The organism is Pseudomonas rosaeacicularis (assembly GCF_057128745.1).
Genome location: NZ_JBSKHT010000014.1, coordinates 149,986 through 163,361, shown reverse-complemented (window position 1 = coordinate 163,361; position 13,376 = coordinate 149,986). Strand labels below are relative to the sequence as shown.

The 13,376-nt window shown below is 61.4% G+C and carries 14 protein-coding genes; 9 read left to right on the top strand and 5 right to left on the bottom strand.

Annotated elements, in window-relative coordinates; all coding sequences use genetic code 11:
* Position 1: 1 nt before the first annotated feature.
* The 4 genes from ACWKWM_RS19185 to ACWKWM_RS19170 all read right to left on the bottom strand — a co-directional run bounded on the left by ACWKWM_RS19185 (position 2) and on the right by ACWKWM_RS19170 (position 3,780).
* A complete protein-coding gene (locus ACWKWM_RS19185) occupies positions 2 to 658 on the bottom strand; it encodes an amino acid ABC transporter permease (RefSeq protein WP_483847648.1) in 657 nt (218 codons plus the stop codon).
* Positions 655 to 2,040: an MmgE/PrpD family protein gene (locus tag ACWKWM_RS19180; RefSeq protein ID WP_483847647.1), complete on the bottom strand. Its 1,386-nt coding sequence runs from the start codon at positions 2,038 to 2,040 to the stop codon at positions 655 to 657. Before ACWKWM_RS19180 ends, ACWKWM_RS19185 begins: the two co-directional genes overlap by 4 nt.
* Positions 2,041 to 2,042: 2 nt before the next feature.
* Positions 2,043 to 2,843, bottom strand: a complete 801-nt coding sequence (locus ACWKWM_RS19175) for a transporter substrate-binding domain-containing protein (protein WP_483847646.1) — start codon at positions 2,841 to 2,843, stop codon at positions 2,043 to 2,045.
* 61 nt (positions 2,844 to 2,904) lie between these two features.
* On the bottom strand, positions 2,905 to 3,780 hold the full coding sequence (locus ACWKWM_RS19170; RefSeq protein ID WP_483847645.1) for a MurR/RpiR family transcriptional regulator: 876 nt from the start codon (positions 3,778 to 3,780) through the stop codon (positions 2,905 to 2,907).
* A gap of 5 nt (positions 3,781 to 3,785) precedes the next feature.
* Here ACWKWM_RS19170 and ACWKWM_RS19165 point away from each other — a divergent pair, with 5 nt between their 5' ends.
* Together ACWKWM_RS19165 and ACWKWM_RS19160 are read left to right on the top strand one after the other, a co-directional pair.
* The gene (locus ACWKWM_RS19165) at positions 3,786 to 3,953 is read left to right on the top strand and encodes a hypothetical protein (protein ID WP_483847644.1); all 168 of its coding nucleotides are present in this window, start codon (positions 3,786 to 3,788) and stop codon (positions 3,951 to 3,953) included.
* A gap of 406 nt (positions 3,954 to 4,359) precedes the next feature.
* Positions 4,360 to 5,094, top strand: coding sequence for an alpha/beta hydrolase (locus ACWKWM_RS19160; protein ID WP_483847643.1), 735 nt, complete (start codon positions 4,360 to 4,362; stop codon positions 5,092 to 5,094).
* A 144-nt stretch (positions 5,095 to 5,238) separates the two neighbouring features.
* Here ACWKWM_RS19160 and ACWKWM_RS19155 read toward each other — a convergent pair whose 3' ends face one another.
* On the bottom strand, positions 5,239 to 6,093 hold the full coding sequence (locus ACWKWM_RS19155) for a LysR substrate-binding domain-containing protein (RefSeq protein WP_483847642.1): 855 nt from the start codon (positions 6,091 to 6,093) through the stop codon (positions 5,239 to 5,241).
* 387 nt (positions 6,094 to 6,480) lie between these two features.
* Here ACWKWM_RS19155 and ACWKWM_RS19150 point away from each other — a divergent pair, with 387 nt between their 5' ends.
* The 7 genes from ACWKWM_RS19150 to ACWKWM_RS19120 all read left to right on the top strand — a co-directional run bounded on the left by ACWKWM_RS19150 (position 6,481) and on the right by ACWKWM_RS19120 (position 13,244).
* Positions 6,481 to 7,320: a transporter substrate-binding domain-containing protein gene (locus ACWKWM_RS19150; protein WP_483847641.1), complete on the top strand. Its 840-nt coding sequence runs from the start codon at positions 6,481 to 6,483 to the stop codon at positions 7,318 to 7,320.
* A gap of 72 nt (positions 7,321 to 7,392) precedes the next feature.
* Positions 7,393 to 8,229: a transporter substrate-binding domain-containing protein gene (locus tag ACWKWM_RS19145; protein WP_483847640.1), complete on the top strand. Its 837-nt coding sequence runs from the start codon at positions 7,393 to 7,395 to the stop codon at positions 8,227 to 8,229.
* Positions 8,230 to 8,249: 20 nt separating this feature from the next.
* Complete coding sequence (locus ACWKWM_RS19140) at positions 8,250 to 9,695, top strand: FAD-binding oxidoreductase (RefSeq protein ID WP_483847639.1); 1,446 nt, start codon at positions 8,250 to 8,252, stop codon at positions 9,693 to 9,695.
* Entirely contained in the window at positions 9,692 to 10,909 is a 1,218-nt protein-coding gene (locus ACWKWM_RS19135; protein WP_483847638.1) for an aminotransferase class I/II-fold pyridoxal phosphate-dependent enzyme, read from the top strand. Before ACWKWM_RS19140 ends, ACWKWM_RS19135 begins: the two co-directional genes overlap by 4 nt.
* Positions 10,906 to 11,640: an amino acid ABC transporter permease gene (locus ACWKWM_RS19130; RefSeq protein WP_483847637.1), complete on the top strand. Its 735-nt coding sequence runs from the start codon at positions 10,906 to 10,908 to the stop codon at positions 11,638 to 11,640. The genes ACWKWM_RS19135 and ACWKWM_RS19130 overlap by 4 nt, the downstream gene beginning before the upstream one ends.
* Positions 11,630 to 12,418, top strand: a complete 789-nt coding sequence (locus ACWKWM_RS19125) for an amino acid ABC transporter permease (RefSeq protein ID WP_483847636.1) — start codon at positions 11,630 to 11,632, stop codon at positions 12,416 to 12,418. The genes ACWKWM_RS19130 and ACWKWM_RS19125 overlap by 11 nt, the downstream gene beginning before the upstream one ends.
* Positions 12,405 to 13,244 carry an amino acid ABC transporter ATP-binding protein gene (locus tag ACWKWM_RS19120; RefSeq protein WP_483847635.1) on the top strand — a complete coding sequence of 280 codons (840 nt, stop codon included), beginning with the start codon at positions 12,405 to 12,407 and terminating at the stop codon, positions 13,242 to 13,244. Before ACWKWM_RS19125 ends, ACWKWM_RS19120 begins: the two co-directional genes overlap by 14 nt.
* The last annotated feature ends 132 nt before the right edge of the window (positions 13,245 to 13,376 follow it).

Below are 13,376 nucleotides of genomic sequence, written 5' to 3'. Positions count from 1 at the left end.
CTCAGCGACCGAAGATGAAACGCGGACCGACCCAGTTCAGCAGGCGGCGCAGGGCGATGGCGAGCAGCAGGTACAGGGCTGCCACGACGATGTAGGTTTCGAAATTACGGAACGAGTTACTGGCGATCTGGTTGGCGGCGTAGGTCAGCTCTTCGGTGGAAATCTGGCTGCACACCGCCGAGCCGAGCATGATGATGACCATCTGCCCGACCAGCGTCGGCCATATGCGTTTGAGCGCAGGTGGCAGCACCACGCGGGTGAACACCTGCCAGCGATTCAGCGCCAGGCTTTGCGCCGCTTCGATCTGGCCATCGGGCGTGGCTTCGATGCCGGAGCGGGCGATCTCGCTGACGTAGGCGCCCAGGTTGATCACATTGGCGACGATCGCCGCCGTCAGCGCGGTCATTTTCAGGCCCAGCCCTGGCAAGCCGAAGAAGATGAAAAACAGCTGAATGATGAAGGGCGTGTTGCGGATCAGCTCCACGTAAAGCCCCACTGTCCAGCGCGCCCACTTCGGGCCTTTGCTGCGAACCAGCCCGCAGGCGATGCCCAGCAGGGTTCCGACCACTGCTGAAAACAGCGTCAGGAAAATCGTCAGCAGCATGCCGTCCAGTATCAGCGGCCACTGCTTGAATACGACCGAGAAATCTAAAGTCATGAGGCGTTTGGCTCCACGGAATTCAAATGGGGGAGCAACTCGCGAATGCGCGGCAGGTGTTCCAGGTGTTCAAGCCGTTCGAGCAAGGCCTGTGCATCAGTGGCGCCCATCACGGGCCTGACGCAGTGCATGAATTTGCTCCGCAATTGCGCCTGCGAGAGTGGGTTGAACGCCGAACCCAAAGGCATGGCGCAGAAGCGTTCGGTGCAGGCGCCGTCGCTGCTGATGACGTTGACCCACGCGCCTTCAGGCGCTGAGACCAACAGGTCCGACTGCCAGCGTTCACTGCTGATCATCCGCACGCGGCGCATCAACTGTTGCAGGTCGGCACGGTTGATCGTGGCGTCGTTGAGTGAATCGAGGGTGATCTCGTCCAGCAGGCAGGTGGCCGCCATGGCGAATGGCATGCTGAATTGCGCCTGCTGGCGCTGGGTCGGCGCGTCGTGAATCAGGTTGGCGATGACGATCGGCGGGACGTCACAGATGATCTCGGCGATGTCATCTGCGTTGATAGATGCCAGCCGCAGGATCTCACGCAAGGCATCCACCGCTGCGTGTGACGACAGGCAGATCGGGATGCGTTTGATGTCCACGCCCGGGGCGAGCAGGCTCCATTCGTGACCTAGCGCTGGCAATGGCGAGAGCACGCCGCCGTTGAACATCACCGACAAACCTCTGCTGTGCTCGACGATGTCCAGCGGGCCCTGGCTGCCGTGGCTGGCCAACAGTGCGGCGATCACGCCTGCCTCGCTGGTTCGTCCGGCGATGAGCATTTTTGCGTCGGTGCCGAAACCGGCTTTCATGCCGCCAGTGCCGGTCAACGCCAGTCCCAATGCCGAAGCGGTTTGCGTAGCGTTCAGGCCCAGTGCGTGGCACGCCGCTGCGCAGGAACCGACAACGCCCAGCACACCCGTCGTCCACCAACCACGATCATAAATCTGCCGGTTCAGCGCCTTGGCCAATGCGTATTCACATTCGGCCCCCACCACAAACGCTGTCAGCAGCACCGCACCGCTCAGGTCACGCATCTGCGTCACGGCCAGCGCTGCGGGCAGGATCACCACCGAACCATGGACGAAACCCGGGTAGGCGTTGTCGTCGAAATCCAGTGCATGCCCGGCGGTTGAGTTGACGAAAGCCGCCGCTGGCGCGCTGAGCAATTGTGTATCGCCCAGCACCGTCGAATGGCCCGCAGCGGCGGTCAATTGGCAGACCGCCCGCGCCTGGCTGGCGACCTCGCTGTGGCTGCCCGCCACCGCGACGCCGAGGGTGTCGATCAGGCAGCGCTTGGCGGCGTGTTGCACCGAAAGCGGGATGTCCGCCAGCCGAACCGCTGCGCTCCAGCGCGCCAGTTCGACCAGGGTGGGGGAGAGGGCGCCCATGCTTACTCTGGAAGCTCGCCAGCCGGTGCGCCCAGCCATTTCTGGCTGATGGCGTCCAGGGTGCCGTCGGCCTTGGCTTCACGAATGATCTCGTTGACCTTGGCGCGCAGTTCCGGCTGATCCTTGTTCATGCCGATGTAGTTCGGCGCGTTGGACAGCACCACCTTCAGCTCGATGTCCATCTTCGGATTCTTTTGCTTCAGCGCGGCAGCGACGGTGGTGCCGATGGCGACCATTTGCGTCTGCCCGGAAAGGAACGCTGAGATGGTGCTGTTGTTGTCTTCAAAACGCTTGGTTACGGCTTCCGGCGCGGCGTCGGTCAGCTCTTTGTCCTGCATCGAGCCACGGGTCACGGAAACGGTTTTGCCGGCCATGTCGCCCAGGGTTTTGACCGGCAGTGCCGCTGCGCCGAACACCGCGTCGAAGAACGGCGAGTAGGCAATGCTGTAGTCGATCACCTTCTCGCGCTCGGCGGTTTTGCCCAGGGAGGAGATGGTGAAATCAGCCTTGCCCGACTGGATGTAGGCCACGCGGTTAGGCGCGGTGACCGGCACCAGTTGCAGCTTTACGCCGAGCTTTTTCGCCATCAGCGTGGCGACGTCGATGTCCAGACCCTGGGGTGCCATGTCCGGCCCGACGTAGCCATACGGCGGATAATCTACCGGCACGGCAACGCGCAGCTGGTTGCTTTTCATGATGCGATCCAGCGCGTCGCCGGCCTGGACGAAGGTGCTGGAAAACAGGGCGCAGAGTCCCGCCACGATCAGTGTTTTAGTAAAGGGCTTGCACGGATTGACGTTCATGGTGGTGCTCCGAGGGTTAAGCGGTTCGAGGTTCAAATCAGTTGCAGATGCAGGAAAGTGTTCAGCCCAGATCCCACCATTCGCCCAGGCTCAGCAGTTTTTCTTCGGTGCGGGTAACCGAGGCTTCGCCGTCCTGGTTGGCGTGCGCCGACATCAGCGCCACCAGCATTTCGCTGACCAGCATGGCCGGCACGACGGTGTCGTAGAAGGACGGGGTCTGGTTCTTGACGATGATGGTTTCAGCGGCCATCCGCGCGGTGGGCGAAGTGACGCTGTCGGTGATGGTGATGATCCGCACGCCTTGCTGGTGCAGGTAATTGGTCAGGGTGATCAGGCGTCGGGAGTAGCGCGGCAAACTGCACACCAGCGCGACGTCTTTGGCGCTGGTCTGGTTGATGATCGACATCACGCCGCTCTCGCCGGCGCCCTCGACCAGCCGCACGTTTTTCGCGAAATAAGAGGCCACATGGGAGAACTGAAACGCCACGCCGAACGAGGAGCGCATACCCAGGCAATAGACTTGTCGTGCGCCGGCCAGCAGGGCGACGGCGCGGGACATCGCCTCGAGGTTGTCGGGGTTGCACATCGACTGGATCTGCTCGATGGCGTTGTTGGCCATGTCCTCGATTACCTGATGCTCACCGACGCGCTGCTTGAGTTCGACCAATCCATGGGCTCGCGAGCCGTAGGCGTTGCTGTTGCCGCGTAACGAATCGATGAACAGCTCGCGCAGCTCGTCATAGCCCGACAGGCCCATGCGTTTGGCCAGGCGGGTCATGGTCGAAGGCGGAACATTGGCCAGCCGCGCCAGATCGCGCATCGACATCACCGCGACTTCATGCAGGTTGTCCAGAATGAAGCTGGCCGCCGCGCGCTCCTGCCGAGGGAAAGTCTCGAACTGCTGCTTGAGCTGTGCGCAAAGAAGGTCACGGTTCATCGGCAATGCCACGCATGAAGGCGGAAGATGCGAGAGAATTTGCAACAGCTGTGCCAGAAAATTTTGAAATGATTCAAGTGAACCACTTTGCAGGCGCGGTGTTTTGTCACACGCACCTGCGTGGCCCGCGTGGGTCATTCGATTTCGGTTGGTTTGATTCAAAGATTGATTGAGATGAATCGTTTTGGCTTTGCGGCCGTTGCGATTGGTTTCGGTTAAGGCCGCCTATGCAGTCGATTACCGCAACCCAATGGTGCGCCGCACCGCAGCAGTGCGGCGATTGATCAACCTGCGCCTGGCTTGGAACCGTGGGAGCGGACGTGTCCGCGAAGAGGCCAGTGAATCCGACACATCTACAGCGTCTGATAGATCGCTTTCGCGGACAGGTCCGCTCCCACAGTTTTGTGGCCTGCGCGGGTTACCAACTCTCGAGGCAACGTCATGTATTGAATTGGGGGAGCAGTCGAAATCTGCATCCCCGACAGCATCCCGACAGCTTCCCCCGGTCAATTGCGGGCTGACATCCGGATGATGCTGCGTATGATGGGCCGGACGTTTTTTGCATAGGGCCTTGCCACAATGATGAAGTTTTTCGCCGCGCTGTTGTGCGTATTTTCCGGACTGGCCCACGCCCAGCCTGCCTTGCTAACCGACCTTGCCTTGCCGTATCTCGCTTCAAGTCCCGCCGCTGCCAAAGACGCGCCGCTGGTGATCTTTCTTCACGGCTATGGCAGTGACGAGCGCGACCTGTTCGGTATCAAGGACGACCTTTCCCCCGATTACACCTATCTTTCCGTTCGCGCGCCGCTGGACATCGACGGCGGCGGCCACAAGTGGTTCAGCCAGGACACCGACGTCGCCGACTACGAAGGCGTGATCAGCGACATCGATACGAGTACCACGTTGCTGACGCAGTTCATCGAGCAGGCGACCAAGAAGTACGACACCCAGCCCGACAAGGTGATCCTGATCGGTTTCAGTCAGGGCGCGATGATGACCTATCAAATTGGCTTGCAGCACCCCGAGCTTGTGCGCGGCATTGCGTCGCTCAGTGGCAAGATTCTCTCGGCGCTGAACGCTCGGTTGAAACCTGATGATCGGCTCAAGAACCTGAAAGTATTCATCGGCCATGGCACGGCGGACACCCGTGTGGCGTACACCGGTGCGACCAATGCCAACGTGGCGCTGAAAAAGCTGGCCTTGGTACCCGAGCTTCATTCCTATCCCGGTTTGGGGCACAGCATCAACGGCAACGAAATCAGCGATCTGGATAAGTGGCTGGACGCGTCGCTGGGTCGTGCTGATCAGGATTGAGGACGGGACGATCAACGATCCCTGTGGGAGCGGACCTGTCCGCGAAAGCCATTGATCAGCCGATAGAGATGTGTCGGCTGTATGGACCTCTTCGCGGACAGGTCCGCTACCACGATTTATGTAGGCCGCGCGCGCAGTGGAGTTCTACAACCCCTGACTCCCGCGAATCAACTCATACGCCCGGCGTGCCAGCGGGTTGACCGTGTTGGGCCGGATCCAAAGGTGATACGTCACATCCGGCAGCCTCGGCAGGCCGTCCGCCTCACCCAGCACGCGCATGTCGGGGCCGAGCATTTCCATGCTGCGCGGCGTCACGCCCAACCCTGCGCGGGTCGCAGCCTTGATGCCGATCAGGTTTGACGCCAGATACGCCTGTCGCCACGGGATGTTTGCCCGCTCCAATGCCTCCAGCGCATAGCGCCGATAAATGCTCGGTTCATCCACCAGGATCAGCGGAATCGGCTCCCCCGGCACATGCTGGTACTGCGCCGAACAAATCCACCAGACCGGCGAGGTGCGCAACGCAAAGCCCTCAAGCCCTGGATCTTCGCGGGTGGAAATCACCATATCCACCTTGCCGCGATGCAGGTCCTCCATCAGAAACGGACTGCGCCCGACGTCGATCTCCAGCCGCAAGCGCGGTGCCGACCGGGCGATGTGGCTGAGGATCGGCGGCAGAATGGTGTCGGCGATGTCATGGGGCGAGCCAATGCGCAGCACACCGCTGAGGCTGCTTTCACGCAGGGAATTGAGGGCGTCGTCGTTGAGCGAGAGCATCTGCCGTGCATGGCGCAACAGTTGTCGGCCGGGGTCGGTGAGCTGTTTCTGCCGGCCCTGTTTCTGGAACAGGCTGACGCCAATCTGTTGCTCCAGACGCTGCATGTGCTGGGTCACCGAAGATTGCGTACGCGCCAATTGCACTCCGGCTTCGGCGAAGCTGTGGTGGTCGACGACAGCAACGAAAGTGCGCAGCAGTTCGAGGTCGAGGGTGGTGGACATGGTGGTGGGCTCAGCAAAAATTAGGTCGTAACTCGATCAAATTGTAGGAGCTGCCGAAGGCTGCGATGCGATTGCCGGGGCAATGTCGGTTTTACTGACACTGCGTTTCGCAGCCTTCGGCAGCTCCTACAGGGATAATTATTCATATCATCGAAGAAGGTAAATACATTACGTTTTTTTATGAATTACGAAAATATTTTTCCACGTTGATCAGCTAAGGCCCACGATTTACGAGCTTTTAGCAAATTGTTCCAAGCGCTGAATCCTAAAAGTTATAACCATATTTGATATTTGCATTTCCGTTCTCAACCCCCTGTCCCTAGGATGCCCCTCATCCGTAAGCCCTTCTTCAGAAGGGGCGACGACCATGACCTGAGGGGAACATCCATGCCGTACCTGCGCTCGCCTGCCACACGATTTCTGCCGCTGCTGTTCGGCGCTCTGCTCACGCTGGGCGCCAGCGCGATGGTTCAGGCCGATGCCACGCTGGACAAAATCCAGGAGCGTCATCGTCTGGTAGTCGGCGTGCTGCTGTCGGGCGGACCGTTTGGTTCGATTGATCCCTCCACGCAAAAACCACTGGGCCTGAATGTTGATCTGGCTCAGGACATCGGCCGCCAGCTCGACGCCGAAGTCGAGCTGGTGCCGGTGCTGCCTGCCAACCGCGTGCAGTTCCTGCAACAGGGCAAGGTCGATCTGCTGATCGCCAACATGGAATGGACCGCCGAGCGCGGGCAGATTCTGGGCTTCGTGCCCACGCCGTTCTATCGCGTGGGCGGTACCGCAGCCGTGCTCAAGGACAGCAAAATCACAAAATGGGAAGACCTCAAAGGCCAACCGGTCTGCACCTCCCAGGGCAGCAGCTACGTCAAGCCGCTGACCGAATTCGGCGCCGAACTCAAGGCGTTCAAAAGCTCATCCGAATCGCTGCTGGCCCTGCGCGGCAACAACTGCGTCGCCGCTGTGCATGACGCCACGCTGATCAACCCGTTGATCGCCGACAGCGCCGAATGGAAGGACTACCGCGCCATCAGCCCGGAGCTGAACCCGGCGCCTTCGGTGATCTGGACCCGTCCGGGCGAAACCGACACCCAGGCCAAACTCGATGCCATCGTCAAACAATGGCACCGCAGCGGCTGGTTGATCGACGCTGAAAAGCGCCACCACATCACCCCGGCATCGCCTGCATTGGTCGAGCTGCAAAAGCAGTTCCAGACCGGCGCCTGATCCCGTTTCCTTTGATCATCCGACGTTCAGGCGTCGGGGCTCTCTCAATAAGCTCGCCCCAGGCAATCACCCATGAATAGCTTCGCTTTTGGCAAAACCCTCACCGCACTCGGCCTGATCCTCTGCGCCTCGCTCGTCCACGCCGACGCGACGCTGGACAAGATTGCCCAGCGCCACAAAATCAGCATCGGCGTGATCCTCAGCGGCCCGCCGTTCGGCACCATCGACCCGAAGACCGGCGAGCATCTGGGCTACAACGTCGAGTTGGCCAAGGGCATCGGCCAGAAGCTGGGTGTGGAAGTGGACACCGTTTCAGTGCTGGCGCCCAACCGCGTGCAGTTTCTGCAACAGGGCAAGGTCGACATCCTGATCGCCAACATGCAGTACACCGATGAGCGCGCCGAGATTCTCGATTACGTGCCGACCCCCTATGAAGAAGTCGGCGGCGCGGCCTTGATCCGCAAAGGCGCGGGCATCAGCAAGTGGGAAGACCTCAAGGGCAAACCGGTATGCGTGTCCCAGGGCAGCAACTTCATCAAGCCGTTGCAGGAAACCTACGGCGCCGAGATCAAGGCCTTCCGCAGCCAGTCCGAGTCGCTGTTGTCCCTGCGCGGCAATGGCTGTGTGGCGGCGGTACACGTCAGCCCGACCATGCACGCCTTGCTCAGCGATGCCGATTGGGCCGGTTTCGAAATCCCATTGTCCACGGACCTGATCCCGTCCAAATCGGTGATCTGGGTCCGCAAGGGCGAAAAAGACACTCAGGCCAAGCTCGACGCCATCGTGCGCGACTGGCACCGCAGCGGCTGGCTGATCGAAGTGGGTGAGCGCACCGGCATGGCGCCGTCCCAAGCCCTGCGTGACCTGCACGAGCAGTTCCGCAACGCCGCGCCGCTTGCCAGCCAGTAAGCCCTTGAGCGAGAAACCTGATGAGCAATGACCTTTTTCAGACCCTGCAGCAGTTGCTGGGCGACAAGCACGTGCTACGCGCCGATGAAGCCGCCGACCAGTTGACCGACAAGCAAGGCACGTACGTTGGCAGCGCGCTGGCGGTGGTGCATCCGGCCAACACCGAAGAAGTCGCTGCGGTGGTCAAGGCCTGCGTCGCGCATCAGGCGCCGATTGTGGTGCAGGGCGGCAACACCGGTTTGATGGGCGCTGCAACGCCGGATGCCAGCGGGCGTTCGGTGTTGCTGTTGCTTGACCGTCTGAACCGCGTGCGCCAGGTCGATACCGACAACGACACCCTGACCGTCGAAGCCGGCTGCATCCTGCAAAACGTGCAGGACATCGCGCGTCAGGCAGGGCGGCTGTTTCCCCTGAGCCTGGGCGCGCAGGGCAGTTGCACCATTGGCGGCAACCTCGGCACCAACGCTGGCGGCACGGCGGTGTTGCGCTATGGCAACACCCGCGAACTCACGTTGGGCCTGGAAGTGGTCACCGCCGAAGGTGAAATCTGGAATGGCCTGCGCGGCTTGCGCAAGGACAACACCGGTTACGACCTTCGGGACCTATACATCGGCAGCGAAGGCACGCTGGGCATCATCACTGCCGCCACGCTGAAACTGTTCCCGTTGCCCAAGGCGCAATGCACGGCGCTGCTGGCCTTCGATTCGCTTGCCCAGGCGGTGAGTTTTCTGTCCCACGCCCGCTCAGGTTTTGGCGCCAGCCTGACCGCCTTCGAGCTGCTGACCGCCGATTGTCTGGCGCTGCTGCGCGAGCAATTCCCGGACGGCCCACAACCGTTCATCCACGCAGCCCAACCCTGGTTCGCCCTGCTGGAACTGTCGGACAACCACAGCGAAACCCACGCCCGCGAATCCTTCGAGCATGTGCTGGGCGAGGCGTTTGAAGCCGACTTGCTTGCTGATGCGTTGATTGCCGAGAGCGTAGCGCAGAGCGAAGCGTTGTGGCTGCTGCGCGAGAACATGAGCGAGGCGCAGAAGAAAGCCGGTCGCAACATGAAGCACGATATTTCGATCCCGATTTCGCGCATCGTCAGTTTCGTCACCGAGACCGACGCGCTGCTGCAACGGCACTTCCCCGGCGTGCGCAACTTCACCTTCGGCCACTTGGGCGACGGCAATCTGCATTACAACGTCGCCCATCCGCTGGACTCGACGGTCGAGGCACACATGAAAAACTACGCAGCCCTCAGCCAGATCGTGCACGACAGCACGGCGGCCCATGGTGGTTCGATCAGCGCCGAACACGGCATCGGCCAGCGCAAACTGGCGATGCTGCCGCGCTACAAAAGCCCGGTGGAACTGGACCTGATGCGCCGCATCAAGCAGGCGCTGGACCCGCACAACCTGCTCAACCCAGGCAAAGTCCTGGCGAGTGTCGCCACTCAAACAGAAAGGACAGCGCCATGACCGTTCATTTGTCACTGCGCGTACAACGCGTTTCGTTGTCAGCCAACGCGGCGGCGAAATCCCGCGTCACCGAACTGCGCGAGGCCGGTCGCGACATCATCGACATGACCACCGGCGAGCCGGATTTCGACACCCCGGAGCACATCAAGCAAGCGGCGTACAAAGCCATCGACGGCGGGGCGACCAAGTACACGCCGACCCCCGGCGTGCGCAAGTTGCGTGAAGCGGTGCAGCGCAAGCTCAAGGCGGAAAACCGTCTGGACTATCCGCTGCCGTCCATCGTCATCGCCAACGGCGCCAAGCAGATCATTTTCAACGCCTTCGCCGCGACCCTGGACGACGGCGATGAAGTGCTGGTGCCGGTGCCTTACTGGCCGTCGTTCCCGGACATCGTAAGGATCAACGGCGGCGTACCGGTGTTCATCGAATGCGGCCTGGAGCAGGGCTGCAAACTGACCCCGGCGCAGCTCGAACACCACATCACCGAGCGCACCCGCTGGTTGATTCTCAACGGCCCCGGCAACCCCAGCGGCGCGGTGTACAGCGAAGCGGAGTTGTTGGCGTTGGCCGAGGTGTTGCGCCGTCATCCGCAGGTGCTTGTGCTGCTGGACGAGCTGTACGAACACATCCGCTTTGACGGCCAATCGGCATTGAGCCTGCTCAACGTCGCACCGGACTTGCAGCCGCGCGCGCTGCTGGTGGGCGGTGTGTCGAAAACCTACGCCATGACCGGCTGGCGCATCGGATTCGGCGCAGGCCCGAAAGAATTGACCACCGCCATGACGGTTGTGCAGTCCCAAGCCACCTCCGGCGCTTCGTCGGTGGGGCAGGCCGCCGCATTGGCCGCGTTCGAAGGCGGTCTGGATTTCCTGCCGGCGCAGGTGGCGGCCTATCACCGGCGTCGGGACATTCTGGTCAGCGCTTTGAAAGAGGTGGACGGCCTGCAAGTGCTCACGCCTCAGGGCGGGTTTTTCGTGTTCGTGCGCTGCGCCGGATTGCTTGGCCGCGTGCGTCCCGATGGCCAGCGCTTGAACAGCGATGACGACGTGGTCGATTACCTCCTCGAAGAAGGCGTGGCCGGTGTCGCAGGCAATGCCTATGGCCTGTCGCCTTGGTTTCGCTTGTCGATTGCCACCGCCACCGACAGCGTGACCGAAGCCGGGCGGCGCATTGCGGCCGCTTGTGCGCAGCTGCGCGTCGAGGCGTTGGCATGAGTCATTGGCTGGAAATGTTTGTGCAGTGGACGGCGAAGCTGGGGCTGAACTACAGCTTCCTGCTGGACGCCTATCAACGCGGCTCGATGGTCGACGGCGCGCTGACCACCATTGCGCTCTGCGCCTGCACCATCGTCGGCAGTCTGCTGGCCGGTGTGAGCCTGGCGGCGATGCTGACGTCGGGCAAACCGTGGTTGGCGAAACCTGCGCGGGTGTTCATCGAAGTCACCCGCAACACCCCGACGCTGGTGCAGCTGTACTGCGCGTTCCTGGTGCTGAACATGCTGTTGACCCAGGCCGTGGGCGCGGCGAATCCGCTGACACCGTTCGCCTGGGTGGTGATCGTGATTTCCCTGCACAAGGGTGCGTTCCATGCCGAGGCCCTGCGCGCCGGGATCGAAGCGGTGCCCGCCGTGACCATGGAGGCCGCCAGTTCGCTGGCCTTCAGCAGCCGCCAGCTGCTGTGGAATGTGCAGTTGCCGCTCGCGGTGCGCTTCGCCTTGCCGTCACTGATCAACAACCTGATCGATCTGGTGAAGATGACCGCCGTGGCCTCGGCCATTGCGGTGGGTGACATCACCTACGCCTCGATCATGATCTGGACCCAGAGTGACAACGTGCTGGAGCTGATGATTTTGCTGCTGACTTTTTTTGGCCTGTTGAGTTTTATCGTCAACTGCGCCGGTCGTGCCCTGGAAACCCGACTGAGGATGCCCGGTTATGGCCATTGAATCCTCCGCACCTGCGCCGCTGAACTGGCCGCGCCGGCACGTGGGCAAACTGTCGTTGCTGTTGATCGCCGTGCTCTGGCTGGTGTTCGGCGCACCCAATAGCCCGGTGTTCAAATCGCTGGTGGAATGGTCGCCGGCGCTGGCAAAAGGGTTTGGACAGAACATTTTGATCAGCCTGTTGGCGATTGCCATCGGCTCGCTCTTGGGCCTGCTGGTGGGCGCGCTGGCAATGTCGCCGTTCTGGCTGACGCGCTTACCGGCCAAGGTCTGGGTGCAGATCTTTCGCAATGCGCCGTGGCTGGTGTTGATCTATTTCACGACCTACGTGTTCCCGTTTGAGATTCATATTGGCAGCAGCTGGATCTCGTTTCCGGACTGGGTGAAAGTCACCATCGGCCTGGCACTGCCGGCCAGCGCCAATGTCGCGGAAATCTTTCGCGGCGCCATCGGTTCGATCCCCAGCACCCAATGGGAAGCGGCTCGTTCGCTTGCATTCACCCGTGGGCAGATTTTCCGTTCCATCATCCTGCCGCAGTGCTTCAAACGCATGCTGCCGCCGTGGATGAACCTCTACGCCGTAATCACCATGGGCACCGCGCTGGCCTCGCTGGTGGGCGTGCATGACCTGATCGACACCGCGCAGATCGCCAGTAACACCGTCAACCGCACCGGCTTTACCGTGCTGATTTACTTCAGTGTGCTGGCGCTGTTTTTCGCCTATTGCTACCCGATTTCCCGACTCACTCAACGCCTGGAGCGACGTTATGCCTTCTCCTGAAACGCTCGCCGCCGAACCCCTGGTCAGCCTGCGCGATATTCATTTGTCGTTCGGCCAGAACCGCGTGCTCAAGGGCATTGATCTGGACGTGCAGCGCGGTCAGGCGGTGTCGATCATCGGCCCGTCCGGCTCGGGCAAATCCACCATCCTGCGCTGCATCACCGGATTGCTTTCGCCCCAGCGCGGCAGCATTCGCGTGGGCAGCACCGAGGTGCAGAAGCTGACCAGTGAGGCGCAGCGCATCGAGCTGCGCAAGAAGGTTGGGTTCGTGTTCCAGCAGTACAACCTGTTCCCGCATCTGTCGGTGCTGGAAAACCTGGTGATCGCGCCGCGCAAAGTACTGGGTCGCAACTCGGTGGATGCCGAGAAAGAAGCGCGAGCGTTGCTGGCCAAAGTGCGCATGGAGCACAAGGCCGATGCGTATCCGGGCCAGTTGTCTGGCGGTCAGCAGCAGCGGGTGGCGATTGCCCGGGCGCTGGCGATGCGGCCTGAGTTGATCCTGTTTGACGAAGTGACTTCAGCGCTGGACCCGGAAACCGTGGGCGAAGTGCTGACGGTGATTCGCGAACTGACCGAGGAGGGCATGACCTGCGTGCTGGTGACCCACGAAATGCGTTTCGCCGAGGACATCAGCGACGTGGTGTATTTCACCGAGAACGGCCTGATTGTTGAAAGCGGCAGCGCCGAACAGATTTTCCAGCGGCCCACCAGCGAGCGTACACAAGAGTTTTTGCGCCACGCCCTGGGCGACGCCGGCCGCCGCCCTGCCGTGAATGGCGACCCGTATTTGTTGAGCAATATCAGCCGGTACAGTTTGTCGGTGTGATGACTGGCATCGCCCTCTCTGGAACGACTGAATACCCGTGGGAGCGGACCTGTCCGCGAATGCAATCTGCCAGACGATAAATTTGTATCGGCCTTGCCGGCCCCTTCGCGGACAGGTCCGCTCCCACAGGGA